Raw genomic sequence first — 14146 nt, 5'->3', positions numbered from 1 at the left:
CGGCATGTGGCTGCTCGCCGGTTTTCGCATCGGTGCGACGCCGTGCGCACGCTGTCCAGCGACACCTTGTTCATGGGCCAGCAGCAGATCAGGATCGAGCATTTCGGCGCGCCTTATCGGCTGAAGGTTCCCGGGCAGGGCAGATGATCCTCACACGTCGTAGAAACAGGGGTAAGCATGGACCAACGCGAGAAACCGTCGCCCGACGAAATCCGGCGGGCGTGCAAAGACAATCCGAAGATCCGGGAGCATGATCTCGCCGCTCGATTGGGCATTTCGGAAGCCGAGTTGGTCGCGGCGCATTGTGGTCACGGCGCGGTGCGCATCGAGCCGCGCGTCGATGATCTGCTGACCGGCCTCGAAGCGGTCGGCGAGGTGATGGCGGTCACCAGCAACGAAAGTGCCGTGCACCAAAAGATTGGCGTCTACGGCAAAGTGGTCACCGGCAACCAGCATGCCATACTGCTCGGCGACGAGATCGACCTGCGCATCTTCCCGAAAGCGTGGGCGTATGGCTTCGCCGTCGAGAAGCGCGAGGGGGCCGAGATCCGCCGCAGCCTGCAATTCTTTGATGCCACCGGCGAGGCGATGCACAAAGCTCATCTCACGCCCGCCTCGAACCTGCAGGCCTATCAGGATCTGACGGCAGAGCTTGTATCCCCCGACCAGGAGCCGATCATATCGCTCGAGGCGAGCGGGGCGCGCGATAACGCAGTGAGTCCAGACCACGCCACCACGGTCGACGACCTACGCGAGCACTGGGGCCGGCTAAGCGACGTGCATCAGTTCTACCATATGTTGAAGACACTGAAGCTCAGCCGCTGCCAGGCGATGCGTATGGCCGACGAGGATGACGCCTGGCTACTCGACAATGATGCCATTGGCGCCCTGTTCCAACAGGCGGCCGAAGACGAGATGCCGATCATGTGCTTTGTCGGCAATCGTGGTTGCATTCAGATCCATTCCGGCCCGATCAGGTCGGTCAAGCAGATCGGGCCGCGGATCAATGTGCTCGAAGAGACCTTCCATCTGCATCTTAGGACCCATCGCATCCGCGAGGTCTGGGCCGTGCGCAAGCCGACGAGGGATGGTCACGTTACGTCCATTGAAGCCTATGGCGCGGACGGCAAGATGATCATCCAGTTCTTCGGCACGCGCAAGGAAGGCGAACGCGAGGGCAGCGACTGGCGGTTTCTGGCCGAGAGTCTGCCACGCGTTCCCGGTCCGACCTCCAGGGGTGTGTTGACTGCCGACAGGTCCTCGGATTGAATTGGCCGCGATAGGACTCAGCACCACGTTCCGACAGCGGCTCGCGAGCAAATCTAGGTCCATGAGCGGAAAGGATGCCGTCGTAGCGCATGCGCATGGTCAGGTGATGCACGCCGGAATGGACCGCATCTATACAGTCAAGCTGGTCGCCGGTCGGCACCGGTGCATCGCCGTCTGCCGGAAAAGCCTTGCAGCGCCTGCGAGCGATAAAACGCATACGCCATCAGCGCCGAACCGAAGCGCGGCTTGACCTTTTTGATATTTCCGATCGTCTCGCGCAAGCGCCGTCGGGTCTTCTCGGACCGCACCCGATCCTTGCGCTGGATCGCGTCGTTGCTCAATCCGGGCCGTGCGAGCGATCTACTCGCTCGTCGACCGGCAGGCTGTGCAGCAACAGCCAAGCCGAACAGCCCGATGTCGCGGGCTCGACAAAACCGACCACGGATGTCGGTTGTCGGACGTTGTCATAAGAATGATGGACAGGTGATCATCAGCGGCAGACCCAGCGCAGGCTGGCATTGCTTGGTGCACCGCCATGGCTACCCTATCCGGCACGCGACTTGCTTCGACAATTTGATCAGCAGGGCAGAGGTGATTGACCAGTCTCTCAACCCTAACGGGGATAAGCGGCCGCTTTGCTTCATGACCGGAGCGCCGCGGAGATGCCCCTCTGATCGACTTCGCAACCCATCTCATCCGCGCTGGTGCAGGTGGGCTGTATCAGGCGACAGAATCTAGAAGGCGCCCGACAAGAGACGTGCCCATGCTGGAAATCGACTTTATGAACAGCGGTGCAATCTCAATTGAGCCATGAACGCCAATGTAGAGAAAACAAAATGGCGACCAACCCCGTTCCAGATCATGTCCCGCCCGAAATGGTGAGGGACTTCAGCCTGTTTACATCGCCAGGGATGCCACCAACACCCAACGGGGATCCACACGCAGCTGTCGCTTGCGTACATGACGGGCCTCCGATCTTTTACTCCCGCTACAACACGCAAGATGGCCGGGGTACCTGGGTCATCACCCGTGCCGCGGACCAGCGGAAGGTGCTGCAGGACGCAGAGACTTTTTCCAGCCATCGCAGCATCTTCTCCTCCATACTGGGTGAGAACTGGCCGACGATCCCGCTTGAGCTCGATCCACCGGCCCATGGCGTCTTTCGCTCACTGCTCAATCCGCTGCTTTCGCCAAAGCGGGTGTTGGCTTTGGAACCGGCTGTCCGCGAACGGGCGGTCGAGCTGATCGAAAGAATCGCCGCGTCGGGAACAAGCTGCGAGGTGATGAAGGATTTTGCCTTTCCTTTCGCGGTGAGCACCTTTCTTCGCTTTCTGGGGTTGCCTGATGACCGACTCGATACATTCGTTGGCTGGGGGAAAGATCTGCTCCACGGCGACGATAAGGAACGACCTGTGGCTGCCCGGACGATCGTGGCATTCATCGACGAACTTGCAGCCATGCGCCGCGACGAGGCGGTTGACGATTTCATGACCTTTATCGTGCAGGCACAGGTCGAGGGCCGCCGGCTGACGGACACCCAAGTCCGCGGCATCGGCGTGCTTGTCTTCGTCGCTGGGCTTGACACGGTCGCAGCAGCTATAGGCTTTGACTTGGCGTACCTCGCACGCAACCGCAAAGATCAGCAATTGCTGCGGAGCGAACCGGACCGCATCCCGCTCGCAACCGAAGAATTGCTGCGGGCCTATCCGCCCATTCAGTTGATCCGCGTGGCCACGAAAGATATCGACTTCGAAGGCGCGCCGATCCGGAAGGGGGACTATGTTTCCTGCGCCACGATGATTGCCAATCGTGACCCGGCGGAATTCGAATGCCCCAACACGATTGATTTGGAGCGGGAGGACAACCGCCACGCAGCGTTTGGCTATGGTCCCCACCGTTGCCTTGGCTCACACCTTGCCCGGCGGGAGATTGTCATTGGCCTGGAGGAGTGGCTGGCGCGCATCCCGGCTTTCAGGATCAAGAGGGGTACGGCACCCATAACCTCTGGCGGCCATGTGTTCGGGATCGAGAATTTGATCCTGGACTGGTCTTAGGCCGCGCCCCGAGCCGGGGCACCGACAACGGAGGCAGCGCCATGCGCATCATCGTCCAAAATGCCAAATGCCAGGGTCACGCGCGATGCGCGGCGCAAGCGCCGGACATCTTCAAGCTTGATGACGAGGGTTACATCCTGCCTGGTGACATTGAAGTTGCGGAAGGGGAGGAGCTGCCTGCATTACGAGGCGCGCGATCCTGTCCTGAACGTGCGCTGGCTCTCACCCGCTGCGCGTTTTGAATCGGCCTCATTCAACCGTGAGTCTGGCGGCTTGAACCATGTGGCCGCACTCAGCACGCGACCTCTGTCCCGCACGGTTCACGTCCAACTCTGCGGGGCAATTCCGGCGCCAGTGTTCCCCGTGAGGCGCAAACGGCAGGGCAGGGGTTCGCGAACCTCTTCGAATCACAGAATTTGCGCCAGAGCCGATGGACCAGACGAGAATTACCGAACTACTCGACGCGAGGCGACCCGGAGTGCCGTACCGAAGAACTGCCCGACCCATGTTGCGGCAGGCCGGGTCTCCGCATGATTTGATAGGGCGAAACCAGGAGAACGCACCATATTTGCCCAACATTATGCCCGGCTCAGCACCGGCCAATGGCCACAGATCGAGCTGGAGAGGAGGTTCGACCAGCATGTGCTTGCCTGTGTGCTTTCACGTGCGCTCGAGGAGATCGAGGCCGGCGAGGCGACGGCGACGGAGGCAACCGGCCTTTCGCGCGCCGAGCTGCGCGATGTCCTGGCCCGCTGTTTCCCTGCTATTCCCATCAACGCGTTTGCCTTGGAAGAGGTGAGCGAGCCCGAGCCGGATCTGGAGGAAGAACTTCTGCGCGGACTGCTGCTGGCGCATGCCCGGCCGGGCGATCCGGCGAGCGCTCGCTTCGCCAAGATCATCGCCCGGCGTGCCATGCGTAATGACCATCTCTGGCAGGACCTTGGCCTTTTTAATCGAACCGACCTCGCCCGCCTGCTCGCCTCGCATTTTCCGACGCTGGCGGCCGGCAACACCCAAAACATGAAATGGAAAAAATACTTTTACCGAAAGCTCTGCGAGGCCGAAGGCTTTTCGCTGTGCAGCTCCCCCAGTTGCCGGGACTGCAATGATTTCGAAAGCTGCTTCGGCCCGGAGGAAGGCGAAAGCCGCCTCACACGGACCAAGGACAACGCCCAGGACTGAGAGCCGCTTGCGTCAGTCGTACAGCGTCAGAGCTCGCGCCGCGCCATCTGTCTGTTGTCAAATCTCGACGGACGCCTTGGGGGATTTGAATACTGTGCGCTCGCGATGCTCGCTTCGGCGGGTCGTCGTCATGGCAGGCGCGAGTCGAATGTTTGTTAGATGCCGCCACAACCTAAGCCGGCATCATCAATCGTTACAAGCGCAAGGAGTTGGAGGACACGTTGCGCGATCTTGAGCAGGCCGGACTTGGTGACCAGCTCGTTAGGTTTTCCAATTCATGAGTGGCTAGAGCGATGGCTGTACTGGCGCTCGATCTCGTTTATTTTTCCGGCCTGACGGCAGACCAACTGCTAGGCAGCGTCATCTCACTTCTGGCGTGTTTGCTCCTTTATAACGCTCTGGCTCCGGACCGAGTTAATCGATAGGTCGGCGGCCGCTCGGCGTCACTGCTAATGCCCTGACACGATTTTAGGAAACGGGGTCTGCAGTGTTTTCTTCCGCTTCGGCGCCACATAGCTTTCAACCAGGCGAAATGCTCGACGTCGACAGTTACCAGCGGCCGTGGGTTGATGGTCACCGTGTTTGGCGCTCAGAACTTCCTCCGTGCTAGTCAATGGCGAGCATCGGAAGCGATTTCGCAGGTTTTGCGCTGACGGGATTCTGGCTCGGCCCGCCGGTCGGGTTCGTCAAAAGGTGCTAATACAGCGTTGTATGTCCGATCGGCGGTAGTAGCCGCTTACTGATCGCCGGACGGTCATCCCTGAACCTTGTTGCACCGCACCTGGAGTGCTTAGGGAATGATATTATCTGACAAATGGAAAAATCACGTAGGAGCCAAAGTAAAATTTTATTATATCTGACTCCTGAGAATTACCAAGTAATGATCCAAGAACGTATCTTTCGCGGGCCGTTAAGTTGTTTTTCAACTCTAGTGCGTCACTATGGGGTCCGTAGGTCCCAAAAAATGTCCCATCCTTTGCAGGGCAACAAGGAGGCGTACTATGGCAAGAATTTTTGAAATTCTTACGGGCAGTCTGACTGCCGGATGTGTTCTCGTAATTCTTTGCATGCCAGCGACTGCAGCTGGAATTAATGTCGGAGGCGTCGGCGGGGTATCCGTTGGCAGCGGAGGCGCCAGCGCTAATGTGGGCGGCAACAGCGGCGCTACGGCTAGCGTATCCCTAGGCGGTTCTGGGGCAAATGCCGCAGCCTCCGTCGGCGGCACTGGCGGAGCGACTGCTTCCATCGGCACCGGCCGCGCCAATGTCGGTGTCGTCACCGGGGTTGGTACCGACGTAAATGTCGGCGTTGGAACCAATCCAGCCGCCAACCCCAGCAACCCGACCGCTTCGAGCAACCCGAATCTGGCTAGCGTTGTCGGCGATATGTCGAACGCCCAGGTCACTCGGATGAAGAAGCGCTGCGTCGAAGTGCTTAGCAACGAAGACACCTATGATCGTGAGCTGCGCCGGCTCTGCTTGCTGATCTCGCGCCGCTAACCAGCGACCCCTTTCCGACCTGTCGGGGCTGTCGACATGACACTCTCCAGTTCCGGCAGTGGAAGCCCGCCCGCCGAAAGGTTGGCGGGCTTTTACAGTCAGCGTTTTTCCATCCGCAGCAGGCAGGATGTTTAGGCACTTTCGCGTATGTAAACGTTGACACTTAAGGCGCTATCGCCTCGTAGGCAAGTTGTGTAACGCCTTGCTCATGAACAAAAAATGTGAGAACGCCTAGTTGCTTAAGCGAAAAGCGCCTTACCGAGCGGATATCAAAAATAAACATTGTAGCGATCTTGCAACCGCCCGAGGCCGCTTTTACGCGTTCGGAGCAAGTCTAAGGCCGATAAGTCATCGTTTTGCTTATGTTTCTTCACGTCACGGTGGCGATAGCCGGGAATGTCCTGCAAATGGAACGTATTGCCGGGAGGCGAGTAGCGGTAGATAAATCCGAATTGGTCGGTGATCCCGTTGACGCTCGTATAAGTGATCTCGCCATACAGATACATATGGAAGGGAACCCGCCCCTATGTGAGTATCGGACAGGAAAAGCTCATTCAGCACATTGTTTGTGATAGGGCCGCCGCGATCAAAAGCTGCAGGGCTAAGAGCATCGTCTGCCCCGAGCACCCGTTCAACGTCATTGATTTCTCCGGGATGGTAATGCGGAGTTGGCGGCAAGTTGCAAAGCCGGAGGCTCGCCCGAATCTCGTTTATGATGGCAGGAGTGCGTCCGAAATTCTTGATCGAGTATGCCGCTTCCGGAATTGGTCTTTTGTTGTCGGGCTTGTCAGCCCAATCGTGCGTCACCCCCACCAACGGTTTGGTGGCGGTGACGAACAAATACGGGCGCTCGATATCGAGCAAAGCCTTTTCGGCAATGTCGGCGCTGCGCTGGGTGTGCCTAGCAGCCTCTTTGGCGTAGTAAGCAGCGGCCATAGCAGCGGCGAGCGTGAAAGCACCCACGATAGCGCCAATGGTGGTCCAGTTCGCCGACTGTTGGGCAGCGTCGGCAGCGTTCCACTGGGCACACAGATCGGAACTGCGATCATCGTGACCTGCTTGGCATGGGTTAGTGTAACTTGGGGGTTCATTTGCCTGTTGGACTGGCGGACGGCTTGCCGCAACAGGGTTGCCTATGGTCTCTTGATGCTGTTCGGAATGTTGGGGCTGAGTGCTCTTGCGCTCGTCTGGCGGTAAAGCCGCCCCGAGTAAAACTACTCCGAAAGCCGCAATGAGGATGCCCCGATAGCGTCTAAGCATTGCAGTAAGAACGCAGCGCTAAAGCCCCCCGGCTTATTTTGTTGTTCAAATTACGCTCGGTTTCGTGAATGTCCATAGTCGCCAATTTTTCGGCGAGTTGGGCATAGGTAACGCCCTTCCGCTTCAACTCTGACTTCAAAAGGTTCTTGGCTTTCGTCTCGTATTCGACGGTCTGCGGGTCGTCCTTGCCTGCCATAGCCTCGCCTCAAAAAATATCATCACAGTCGGTGGTACAGGCCCCTGTATTTGGCGATACAAGCCCCGCATATAACCGGATATGATGACAATAGCCCAACACTTCCTCCTTTCCGCCGAAAGCCGCTCCCTTTCTCTGAAAGAGATTTACAAGGGTGGCGAGGAAAAGGCTTACGACGCGTTCAAGCGCCTTCGCTGGGCTTCGACTCAAGGCGAGCCTGTTTGCCGGAAATGCGGGTGCCTGGATCATTACGACATTCCGACCCGTCGCAAGTTCAAGTGCGCCGCTTGCGGGGGCGCAGTTCTCGGTTACGAGGGCACGATCTTCGCCTTGGCGCAAGCTGTCGTTTGTCGATCTGCTCGCCGCGATCTGCCTGTTTGTTAACGGCGCGAAGGGCATGTCGGCGGTCCAGTTCTCTCGCGATCTGGACGTGCAGTACAAGACCGCCTTTGTGCTGGCTCACAAGCTGCGCGAAGCCTGTCGGCTGAAACCAAGAACGAAACCCTTGAAGGCGAGGTCGAGATTGACGGCGCTTACTTTGGTGGCGTGGTGCGCGCCGCGGGCGCGCGCTTCTGCTACTGCGCGAACGCCTCTGGAGTCGATTTTTAGCAGCTCATTGGCGTGATCTTCAGTTCCTTCGCCACAAAGCCCGGCGGAGAAGAGTATGCTGCCTGGCCTATTCATTGGCCCAAGTCCGCTTGCCACGGCAGCTATCGTTGTCATTTTTACATCAGACGATCGTCTCGTGAGCAGTGGACCGCAAAGTTGCGAAGACGCAGTTGCCCTTTGCTTCTACTGTGCATAGAAGCCATTTGTGCGGGCAGAGGTACAAAAATGGGTGCGGTGCTGTGGGAATAAAATTCGAAAAGCTAAATAAACTGCGGGAGTCTCTACTAGAGGCAAATCACGATTTCCGCGCCAGCACCCAATTGTTCAATAGCTTGGATGTCGCGAAAATTGATCGCGAAATGGATCTTGAAGGTCGTGGAACGCAGCGAGGCGAGGCTAACCAGCCCCCGAAAACGGCCAAGAATTTCGACGATATAGAGCACACAGTTATCGAGAGGGTCGAGGACGAAAAGAAGGCCGCACATCACACACTCGAAGACAGCCTACAGCTACTCTCCGGCCGATTGGCTGGCCTCGACTTTGAAGAGCAGTTTGGTCTGATCCGTCAGGCGAACGCCGCCAGTGTTTCCGATTTCAAGGCCTCGATCGCGGTGGGCCTGGACGAACTTCACGGATTGCGCAAATCGCTCAACGATGCGGAGAAAGAACACGACTGGTTCAAACAGAAGCACGGGCTTGTCCGGGCTGTGAGGGTTCAACACGGAGCGGCCCATGTTTTCCGAGTGTCCCTGCTAATCTTCCTGTTCCTCATTGAAACGGCGATGAACGGAAATTTCCTCGCAAAGGGAAATGAACAGGGATTCTTTGGCGGGCTCCTCGAAGCCGCCGCTTTCTCGTTTTTGAACATCGGCGCCGCTCTGCTGTTCGCAATATTCTGTGCACGCCTGGTGACTCACAGATCGCTTTTTGTGAAGTTGATCGGCGCGCTGTCGATAGTGGCCTATATCGGCTTGGCATTGACCATAAACCTAGCGCTTGCGCATTACCGCGAGGTTAGCGGGTCCTTTGTGGACGGAGCCGGCGTCGAGGTCGTGCGCAGCATGCTCGCCAATCCGGCTGGCCTTATGGACGTGAAATCCTGGCTTCTGTTCGGCATTGGTCTCATGTTTTCGATCTTTGCGTTTATCGACGGCTGGTTCGTTCTCGACCCATACCCGGGCTATGCGGGTGTCGAAAACAGATTGGTGGCTCGCCGGGAAGACTACATCGAGCGCAAGAGCGAGCTCATCGAGGCTCTGCAAGAGGTGCGCGATGAGCACAACGAGAAGGTGGAGGACATCGTCAAGCGGCTGGGGAGCAGACGCAGGGAGCATCGAGCGATCATCGACCATCGGTCGAGGCTGCTGACGCTCTTTGCGCAGCATCAAGACCAGCTGGAGCGAGCCTGCAACCAGCTTCTCTCAAAGTACAGGGAGGCCAATTTCCAGGCCCGCACAGAGCCAGCGCCAAAACATTTTGCCACACCCTACAAACTTGAGCGCATAAAACCCCTGATATCGTCCGACGATGAATGGAGCGAGAAGGACCTGGGCGCCTCAATTCGTGACGCGCAGGAAGAACTCAACGCTCAGGTGCGGCTCATCGGGCTGGAATGCGAGCGCGGGATCGAACAGTACCGAGATCTCGACAAGCTTCATCCGGATAGCGTGAATGGCTAGGCGGGGTCGCAGAAGAAAGAAAGGCAGTGGCGGCACAATTGTCGCAGCAGCCGGATTGGCCGTGCTGTCGGCTGTGATGCTGGCCGGTTTTGTTTGGATGTGGTCGAGATCCGGGAAGGACCAAATCGACATCAGCACGAATTGCCCACTGAACGGACCTGTGAGCCTGACAGCGGTCTTGATCGACGCCACCGACCCGATTTCGCCGATAACCATGGCGGATCTGAAGAATGAATTCCGCAAGACCATTGGGCGCATCGAGCCTGGCGGCTATCTCAAGATATTGACGCTGGGCGCGAGGCCCGGCGACCTGACTGTGATGTTTGATGGATGCAATCCGGGCGACGGCTTGACGGTCGACAGCTGGACGAACAATCCGTCTCGGCGGCAGAAGAAATGGGAAGATGCGTTCGAGGACCCTTTGACGAACCTTCCCGACCAGATTCCCAATGGAGAATCCGCGAGCCAATCTCCGATCATGGCCGGAATTCAGAAAATCAAACTGTCGCTATTCGATAGCAGTTTGGCGAAAGAGAAGACCGCTAAGCGAATAATAGTCGCGTCAGATATGATCGAACATACGGCGCTGTACTCACAATATCGTTCGGGTCTCGATTATCAGAAGTACCTTGATAGCGCGGCTGACAGGACTTACGGGACATCGCTCGATGGCGTCGGGTTTACGATACTCTACGTCGATAGGGCGAAGAAGCCATTTGGCTCTTTCGAACATGCAGAGTTCTGGACCCGGTGGGTTCAAAGCCATCATGGTGATTTTGAGAAGCTGGTAGGGTTGGAGGGGTTAAACTAATGGCCAAGAAGCGAGGGGAGTCGTTCTTAGGACATCCGAGCCTGCCCCTTTTCGTCTTTGCGACGCTAACCCTGGGTGGCTGCGTGTTCATCGCAATAGCCAAGCTGTCGGGCGTAGACCCTATAATGGCGGCGAGCGCACCGGTGTGCCTGATGCTCATCTATCTTGCCGCGTCCGTCTTCACCGGCAAGCTACGGCTCCACGATGAGCAAACAGGCGACAATCTCTACTACATGGGTTTCCTGTTTACGTTGACGAGTCTCGGCGTATCGCTGTTTCAGTTTGGTTCCGAAGGATCCACCGACACAATCGTGAGGAACTTTGGTATCGCGGTGACGTCGACGATCACGGGCATTGCTTTGCGGATCTTTTACAATCAGATGCGCCGCGATCCTGCCGACATCGAACGGACGGTCAGGCACGAACTCGCGGATATGACGCGGCGTGTAAGAGCCGAGATGGAAAGTGTAACCAGGGAATTCGCTGACTTTCGCCGCGTAAGCAATCAGATGTTGGAGGAGGGTTTTGCCGAAATCGCCGTTCAAGCGGAGCGGAACGGAGAGCACATAAGATCGGCCCTGGATAAAATCGCGATGGAATCGATCAGACCAGTTCAAGAGGCCTCGGGAAAGCTCAGCAATGCTTTGAGCCACAATTTTGGGCAGATCGAAAGTCAGTTCTCGTCGATCGCACAGCGCGTCGAGGCGGCAGCCGATCTGCTCGACAAAGCCAACAGCTCAATGTCCTCTTCAGTTGGCAGACTGGGTGAACAGGCCGAAAGCGTAGCCACCAAGTTGGAGAAGGTTGTCGTCCCTGATGAGGTCCTTAAGAACGATCTGGCGCCGATGGTGAAACTTCTTGGCAGCGCGGTCGCTCAGTATGCTGTCAAAACAGAGACGGCTTCGCAGGAACAGCAAGCCCGCATGGCGGGCATCGTTGATGCTGTGGCTAAAGTGGCCGCAGGTGTGGAAAAGGCTGTGGCAGCCGCAGAGCAAACAGCGGAGAGCGTCCAAGCGCAACAACGCTTGACCCAGGCGCTTGCCGCAGTGGTGCAAAAGCAAAGCAAGGACACCGGAGACCTTGTCGCAACCTTGGCAGGAAGAACCCTTCACGCGCCGAGGCCTGTTCCCCCTCTCAACGCTCCTATCGCGATTGAACAGCCACTGGCAGATCTGGCCGCAAATGACACCGTCGAGAGCGCACCAATTCGGGTCGAGCCTGAGCCCCAACCAGACGCTTTCCAAACTCTGGGAAGCGAGCCTCCCGCCGAACGAACGGAACCGCCTAAGCGAACCAGTTGGTGGGGCAGGTGAGTGACGCTGGCGGGACTTCGGTCGCCTTCGAGCGCAAGGGTTTTGGCCGCGGTTTGATACTGGGCCTGACCATGGCCGAGACGATGCTGCTTTTGGTGTTCTGCCTGTTGCTAGCAGCCGGTGCTATCATCACGAAAAAGCAGAAAGAGACCGATGAGGCACTGCGAGCCACTCAATCAAACAAGGAAAACGTGCAGAGGCTCGAAGCCGAGAACAAGCGGCTTCTGGCTCAGATAAAAGCGGTGTTTCAGCCCACGAGGGGAGGAACCGTTCCCGACGAACAATGGCGCGAGCTGGTCCTGGCCAAGGATGCTGTTAAGTCGGTCAAGGAAGCAGGTATTTCTCTGGAGGAGGTCGTGCGAAATGCCCCTGTCACGAAAGTCCTTGCGGACAACGACATAAGCATTGATCAGACCAAGGCCATGATAGATGCGGCGAAGGTCTTGAGAGAATTCGGTTACGCCGGCACCGACAAAGGGCTGCAGGATCTGGCTGATGTGCTCAAGGAGGCTGCAGAGCCGACGCAAGCAGCAAAACCTCACGATTGGCCGCCGATCATCAGTCTCAGCGAACTGGATGGCTATAATTTCGATACCGGAAGCGCAGAGCTTTCGAATGCCTTCAAAACAAAGTTGCGCGATCTTGCGAAGACCATCGCCGGGACTGCGACCTCGTACGGTGTCGACGTGATTGAGGTAATTGGACACACGGACGAACAGGCAATGGCGGGCGAATCCTCCAACATGGACAAGGGGCTCCAACCGGTCCTGTCAGGGAAAGTGGAAATCGGCTCACTCCATCCCGCCGACAATGCCGGTCTTGGGCTGGCCCGCGCGATTTCAGTTACAAGTGTGCTCAGTGACATGCCCGCATTAAAGGGGTTTACGATTTTGCCGATGTCTGGTGGTCAGCTCATCATGCCCGGCGATCATCTCACCGACGGAGCGCAGATTGGCGATGTCCGGGCTCGAAGGCGCATCGAGATTAGGGTGAGGCAGCGATCAAAATTGGCGACGGTTGGTGGCGCCAAGCCATGAATGGGGACGAGAGACTGGCGCCTTAGTCGGTACGGCAGTTGAGTTGGGGGGATTGGGCTATGGGGTTTTACGTTCGAAAATCGATCAGTGCGGGACCATTCCGCTTTAACTTTTCGTCCGGTGGGGTTGGCGCTTCCGTTGGCGTGAAGGGCCTCCGCATCGGCACTGGGCCAAGAGGTCACTACATCCACGCCGGCGTGGGTGGGCTCTACTATCGTGGCACTTTAGGCAAGGCCAGCGCGAAGAAGGTAGTTCAGCTCTCTCAGACCCCATCTGCGCCGCAACCCCGTCCACAATCCTCGCGCCCGGAATACGTCTCTGACGGCGTCGTGATGAGAGAAATCGAGTCCCGCGATGTGGTGGAAATGCGTGACGAGACATTCGCCAATGTGCTCGATGAAATCAATGCCAGGCAATCGCAGACGCGGCTGTCCGTAGCACTCGCGGTTTTGTTCGGGATTGCAGGTTTCCTTGTGGGGACCAAGCTCGGAGGTGCCGCGCCGGTGCTGGGCATCTGTGCCTTTGTGCCGGGTATGCTCATTGGCAAATGGTTTGACAGTTACCGCCGGGTGAGCGTGCTCTATTACGATCTGGAAAAAGACGCGGAGGCCGCCTACGGGCGACTTGTCGGCGCGTTCGAAACTCTCACCGGCTGCGCAGGGAGATGGCATGTCGCTGCCGGCGGCAAGATAGAGGATCTGACTGCTTGGAAGCGAAATGCCGGGGCCAGCATGCTGGTCGACAAAAAGCCCACGACACTTACAAGCTCCTTGCCGAAGGTTGTACGCAGCAACGTTACTCCTCCTTCAATCCATGTGGGTCGGCAGGTGCTCTTCTTCATGCCTGACCTAGTGCTGGTGAAGGACGGAAACCGATACGGCGCAGTCGGATATGCCGATCTGCAGACCCAATTCGCCCCGAGTAATTTTATCGAGACCGGCAAAGTTCCATCTGATGCGGAGATCGTGAGCTACACCTGGGCTCACCCAAACAAAAACGGCGGGCCTGACAAGCGCTTCAAAGACAATCGGCAGATCCCTGTATGCCGCTACGAAGCGTTGCGGTTTTCTAGCCCGTCCGGACTTAACGAGTTGGTGGAATTTTCCAAGACAAACGTCAGCCAGCCCTTTTGCCAGGCTCTATCGGCACTCGCGCAATTGCATCGAAGCTCCGACCGCCAATTCATAACTCTAAATGCGCACACTAGGGAGTGATGGTTGGGGATGGGCTCAAAGCG

General features: G+C 57.5%; 15 protein-coding genes and 1 pseudogene. 13 read left to right on the top strand and 3 right to left on the bottom strand.

Annotated elements, in window-relative coordinates:
- The first annotated feature begins 42 nt into the window (after positions 1 to 42).
- Together hemP and NKJ57_RS27640 are read left to right on the top strand one after the other, a co-directional pair.
- Positions 43 to 147: a hemin uptake protein HemP gene (gene hemP, locus NKJ57_RS27645; protein ID WP_023672206.1), complete on the top strand. Its 105-nt coding sequence runs from the start codon at positions 43 to 45 to the stop codon at positions 145 to 147.
- A gap of 30 nt (positions 148 to 177) precedes the next feature.
- Positions 178 to 1269, top strand: a complete 1092-nt coding sequence (locus NKJ57_RS27640; protein ID WP_023672205.1) for a hemin-degrading factor — start codon at positions 178 to 180, stop codon at positions 1267 to 1269.
- A 137-nt stretch (positions 1270 to 1406) separates the two neighbouring features.
- Here the strand turns inward: NKJ57_RS27640 and NKJ57_RS27635 are convergent, their stop codons facing one another.
- Positions 1407 to 1610, bottom strand: a complete 204-nt coding sequence (locus NKJ57_RS27635; protein WP_352513559.1) for a hypothetical protein — start codon at positions 1608 to 1610, stop codon at positions 1407 to 1409.
- Positions 1611 to 2105: 495 nt separating this feature from the next.
- Between NKJ57_RS27635 and NKJ57_RS27630 the strand changes: the two genes are divergently transcribed.
- The 4 genes from NKJ57_RS27630 to NKJ57_RS27615 all read left to right on the top strand — a co-directional run bounded on the left by NKJ57_RS27630 (position 2106) and on the right by NKJ57_RS27615 (position 6004).
- Positions 2106 to 3323: a cytochrome P450 gene (locus tag NKJ57_RS27630; RefSeq protein ID WP_352513560.1), complete on the top strand. Its 1218-nt coding sequence runs from the start codon at positions 2106 to 2108 to the stop codon at positions 3321 to 3323.
- A gap of 41 nt (positions 3324 to 3364) precedes the next feature.
- Complete coding sequence (locus tag NKJ57_RS27625) at positions 3365 to 3565, top strand: ferredoxin (protein ID WP_352513561.1); 201 nt, start codon at positions 3365 to 3367, stop codon at positions 3563 to 3565.
- Positions 3566 to 3887: 322 nt separating this feature from the next.
- On the top strand, positions 3888 to 4505 hold the full coding sequence (locus NKJ57_RS27620; protein WP_502900547.1) for a nitrogen fixation protein NifQ: 618 nt from the start codon (positions 3888 to 3890) through the stop codon (positions 4503 to 4505).
- 1001 nt (positions 4506 to 5506) lie between these two features.
- Complete coding sequence (locus NKJ57_RS27615) at positions 5507 to 6004, top strand: hypothetical protein (protein ID WP_023706369.1); 498 nt, start codon at positions 5507 to 5509, stop codon at positions 6002 to 6004.
- A gap of 269 nt (positions 6005 to 6273) precedes the next feature.
- Here the strand turns inward: NKJ57_RS27615 and NKJ57_RS27610 are convergent, their stop codons facing one another.
- Positions 6274 to 6510 carry a hypothetical protein gene (locus NKJ57_RS27610; protein WP_352513562.1) on the bottom strand — a complete coding sequence of 79 codons (237 nt, stop codon included), beginning with the start codon at positions 6508 to 6510 and terminating at the stop codon, positions 6274 to 6276.
- A gap of 22 nt (positions 6511 to 6532) precedes the next feature.
- Here NKJ57_RS27610 and NKJ57_RS27605 point away from each other — a divergent pair, with 22 nt between their 5' ends.
- On the top strand, positions 6533 to 7201 hold the full coding sequence (locus NKJ57_RS27605; RefSeq protein ID WP_352513563.1) for a hypothetical protein: 669 nt from the start codon (positions 6533 to 6535) through the stop codon (positions 7199 to 7201).
- A 55-nt stretch (positions 7202 to 7256) separates the two neighbouring features.
- Here NKJ57_RS27605 and NKJ57_RS27600 read toward each other — a convergent pair whose 3' ends face one another.
- Complete coding sequence (locus NKJ57_RS27600) at positions 7257 to 7460, bottom strand: DUF6471 domain-containing protein (protein ID WP_023731283.1); 204 nt, start codon at positions 7458 to 7460, stop codon at positions 7257 to 7259.
- Between the two features lie 90 nt (positions 7461 to 7550).
- On the opposite strand from NKJ57_RS27600, the pseudogene NKJ57_RS27595 reads away from it, so the two are divergent.
- The 6 genes and pseudogenes from NKJ57_RS27595 to NKJ57_RS27570 all read left to right on the top strand — a co-directional run.
- Positions 7551 to 8021, top strand: a pseudogene (locus NKJ57_RS27595) (IS1595 family transposase); the annotation flags it as partial.
- Between the two features lie 293 nt (positions 8022 to 8314).
- Positions 8315 to 9748 carry a hypothetical protein gene (locus NKJ57_RS27590; protein WP_023706372.1) on the top strand — a complete coding sequence of 478 codons (1434 nt, stop codon included), beginning with the start codon at positions 8315 to 8317 and terminating at the stop codon, positions 9746 to 9748.
- The gene (locus NKJ57_RS27585; protein WP_352513564.1) at positions 9741 to 10559 is read left to right on the top strand and encodes a hypothetical protein; all 819 of its coding nucleotides are present in this window, start codon (positions 9741 to 9743) and stop codon (positions 10557 to 10559) included. The genes NKJ57_RS27590 and NKJ57_RS27585 overlap by 8 nt, the downstream gene beginning before the upstream one ends.
- Entirely contained in the window at positions 10559 to 11872 is a 1314-nt protein-coding gene (locus NKJ57_RS27580; protein WP_023672193.1) for a hypothetical protein, read from the top strand. Before NKJ57_RS27585 ends, NKJ57_RS27580 begins: the two co-directional genes overlap by 1 nt.
- The gene (locus tag NKJ57_RS27575) at positions 11869 to 12909 is read left to right on the top strand and encodes an OmpA family protein (RefSeq protein ID WP_352513565.1); all 1041 of its coding nucleotides are present in this window, start codon (positions 11869 to 11871) and stop codon (positions 12907 to 12909) included. Before NKJ57_RS27580 ends, NKJ57_RS27575 begins: the two co-directional genes overlap by 4 nt.
- A 59-nt stretch (positions 12910 to 12968) precedes the next feature.
- A complete protein-coding gene (locus tag NKJ57_RS27570; RefSeq protein ID WP_352513566.1) occupies positions 12969 to 14123 on the top strand; it encodes a DUF4236 domain-containing protein in 1155 nt (384 codons plus the stop codon).
- The last annotated feature ends 23 nt before the right edge of the window (positions 14124 to 14146 follow it).

This window comes from Mesorhizobium sp. M0077 (assembly GCF_040322955.1).
GTDB lineage: Bacteria > Pseudomonadota > Alphaproteobacteria > Rhizobiales > Rhizobiaceae > Mesorhizobium.
This window is presented reverse-complemented; position numbering and strand designations above follow the sequence as displayed.

Bases quoted from the DNA above. Each gene is read 5' to 3' on its own strand.
- NKJ57_RS27570 (WP_352513566.1), top strand. From the start codon at position 12,969: ATGGGGTTTTACGTTCGAAAATCGATCAGTGCGGGACCATTCCGCTTT.
- NKJ57_RS27630 (WP_352513560.1), top strand. From the start codon at position 2,106: ATGGCGACCAACCCCGTTCCAGATCATGTCCCGCCCGAAATGGTGAGG.
- NKJ57_RS27625 (WP_352513561.1), top strand. From the start codon at position 3,365: ATGCGCATCATCGTCCAAAATGCCAAATGCCAGGGTCACGCGCGATGC.
- NKJ57_RS27610 (WP_352513562.1), bottom strand. From the start codon at position 6,510: ATGTATCTGTATGGCGAGATCACTTATACGAGCGTCAACGGGATCACC.
- NKJ57_RS27585 (WP_352513564.1), top strand. From the start codon at position 9,741: ATGGCTAGGCGGGGTCGCAGAAGAAAGAAAGGCAGTGGCGGCACAATT.
- NKJ57_RS27640 (WP_023672205.1), top strand. From the start codon at position 178: ATGGACCAACGCGAGAAACCGTCGCCCGACGAAATCCGGCGGGCGTGC.
- NKJ57_RS27580 (WP_023672193.1), top strand. From the start codon at position 10,559: ATGGCCAAGAAGCGAGGGGAGTCGTTCTTAGGACATCCGAGCCTGCCC.
- NKJ57_RS27600 (WP_023731283.1), bottom strand. From the start codon at position 7,460: ATGGCAGGCAAGGACGACCCGCAGACCGTCGAATACGAGACGAAAGCC.
- NKJ57_RS27615 (WP_023706369.1), top strand. From the start codon at position 5,507: ATGGCAAGAATTTTTGAAATTCTTACGGGCAGTCTGACTGCCGGATGT.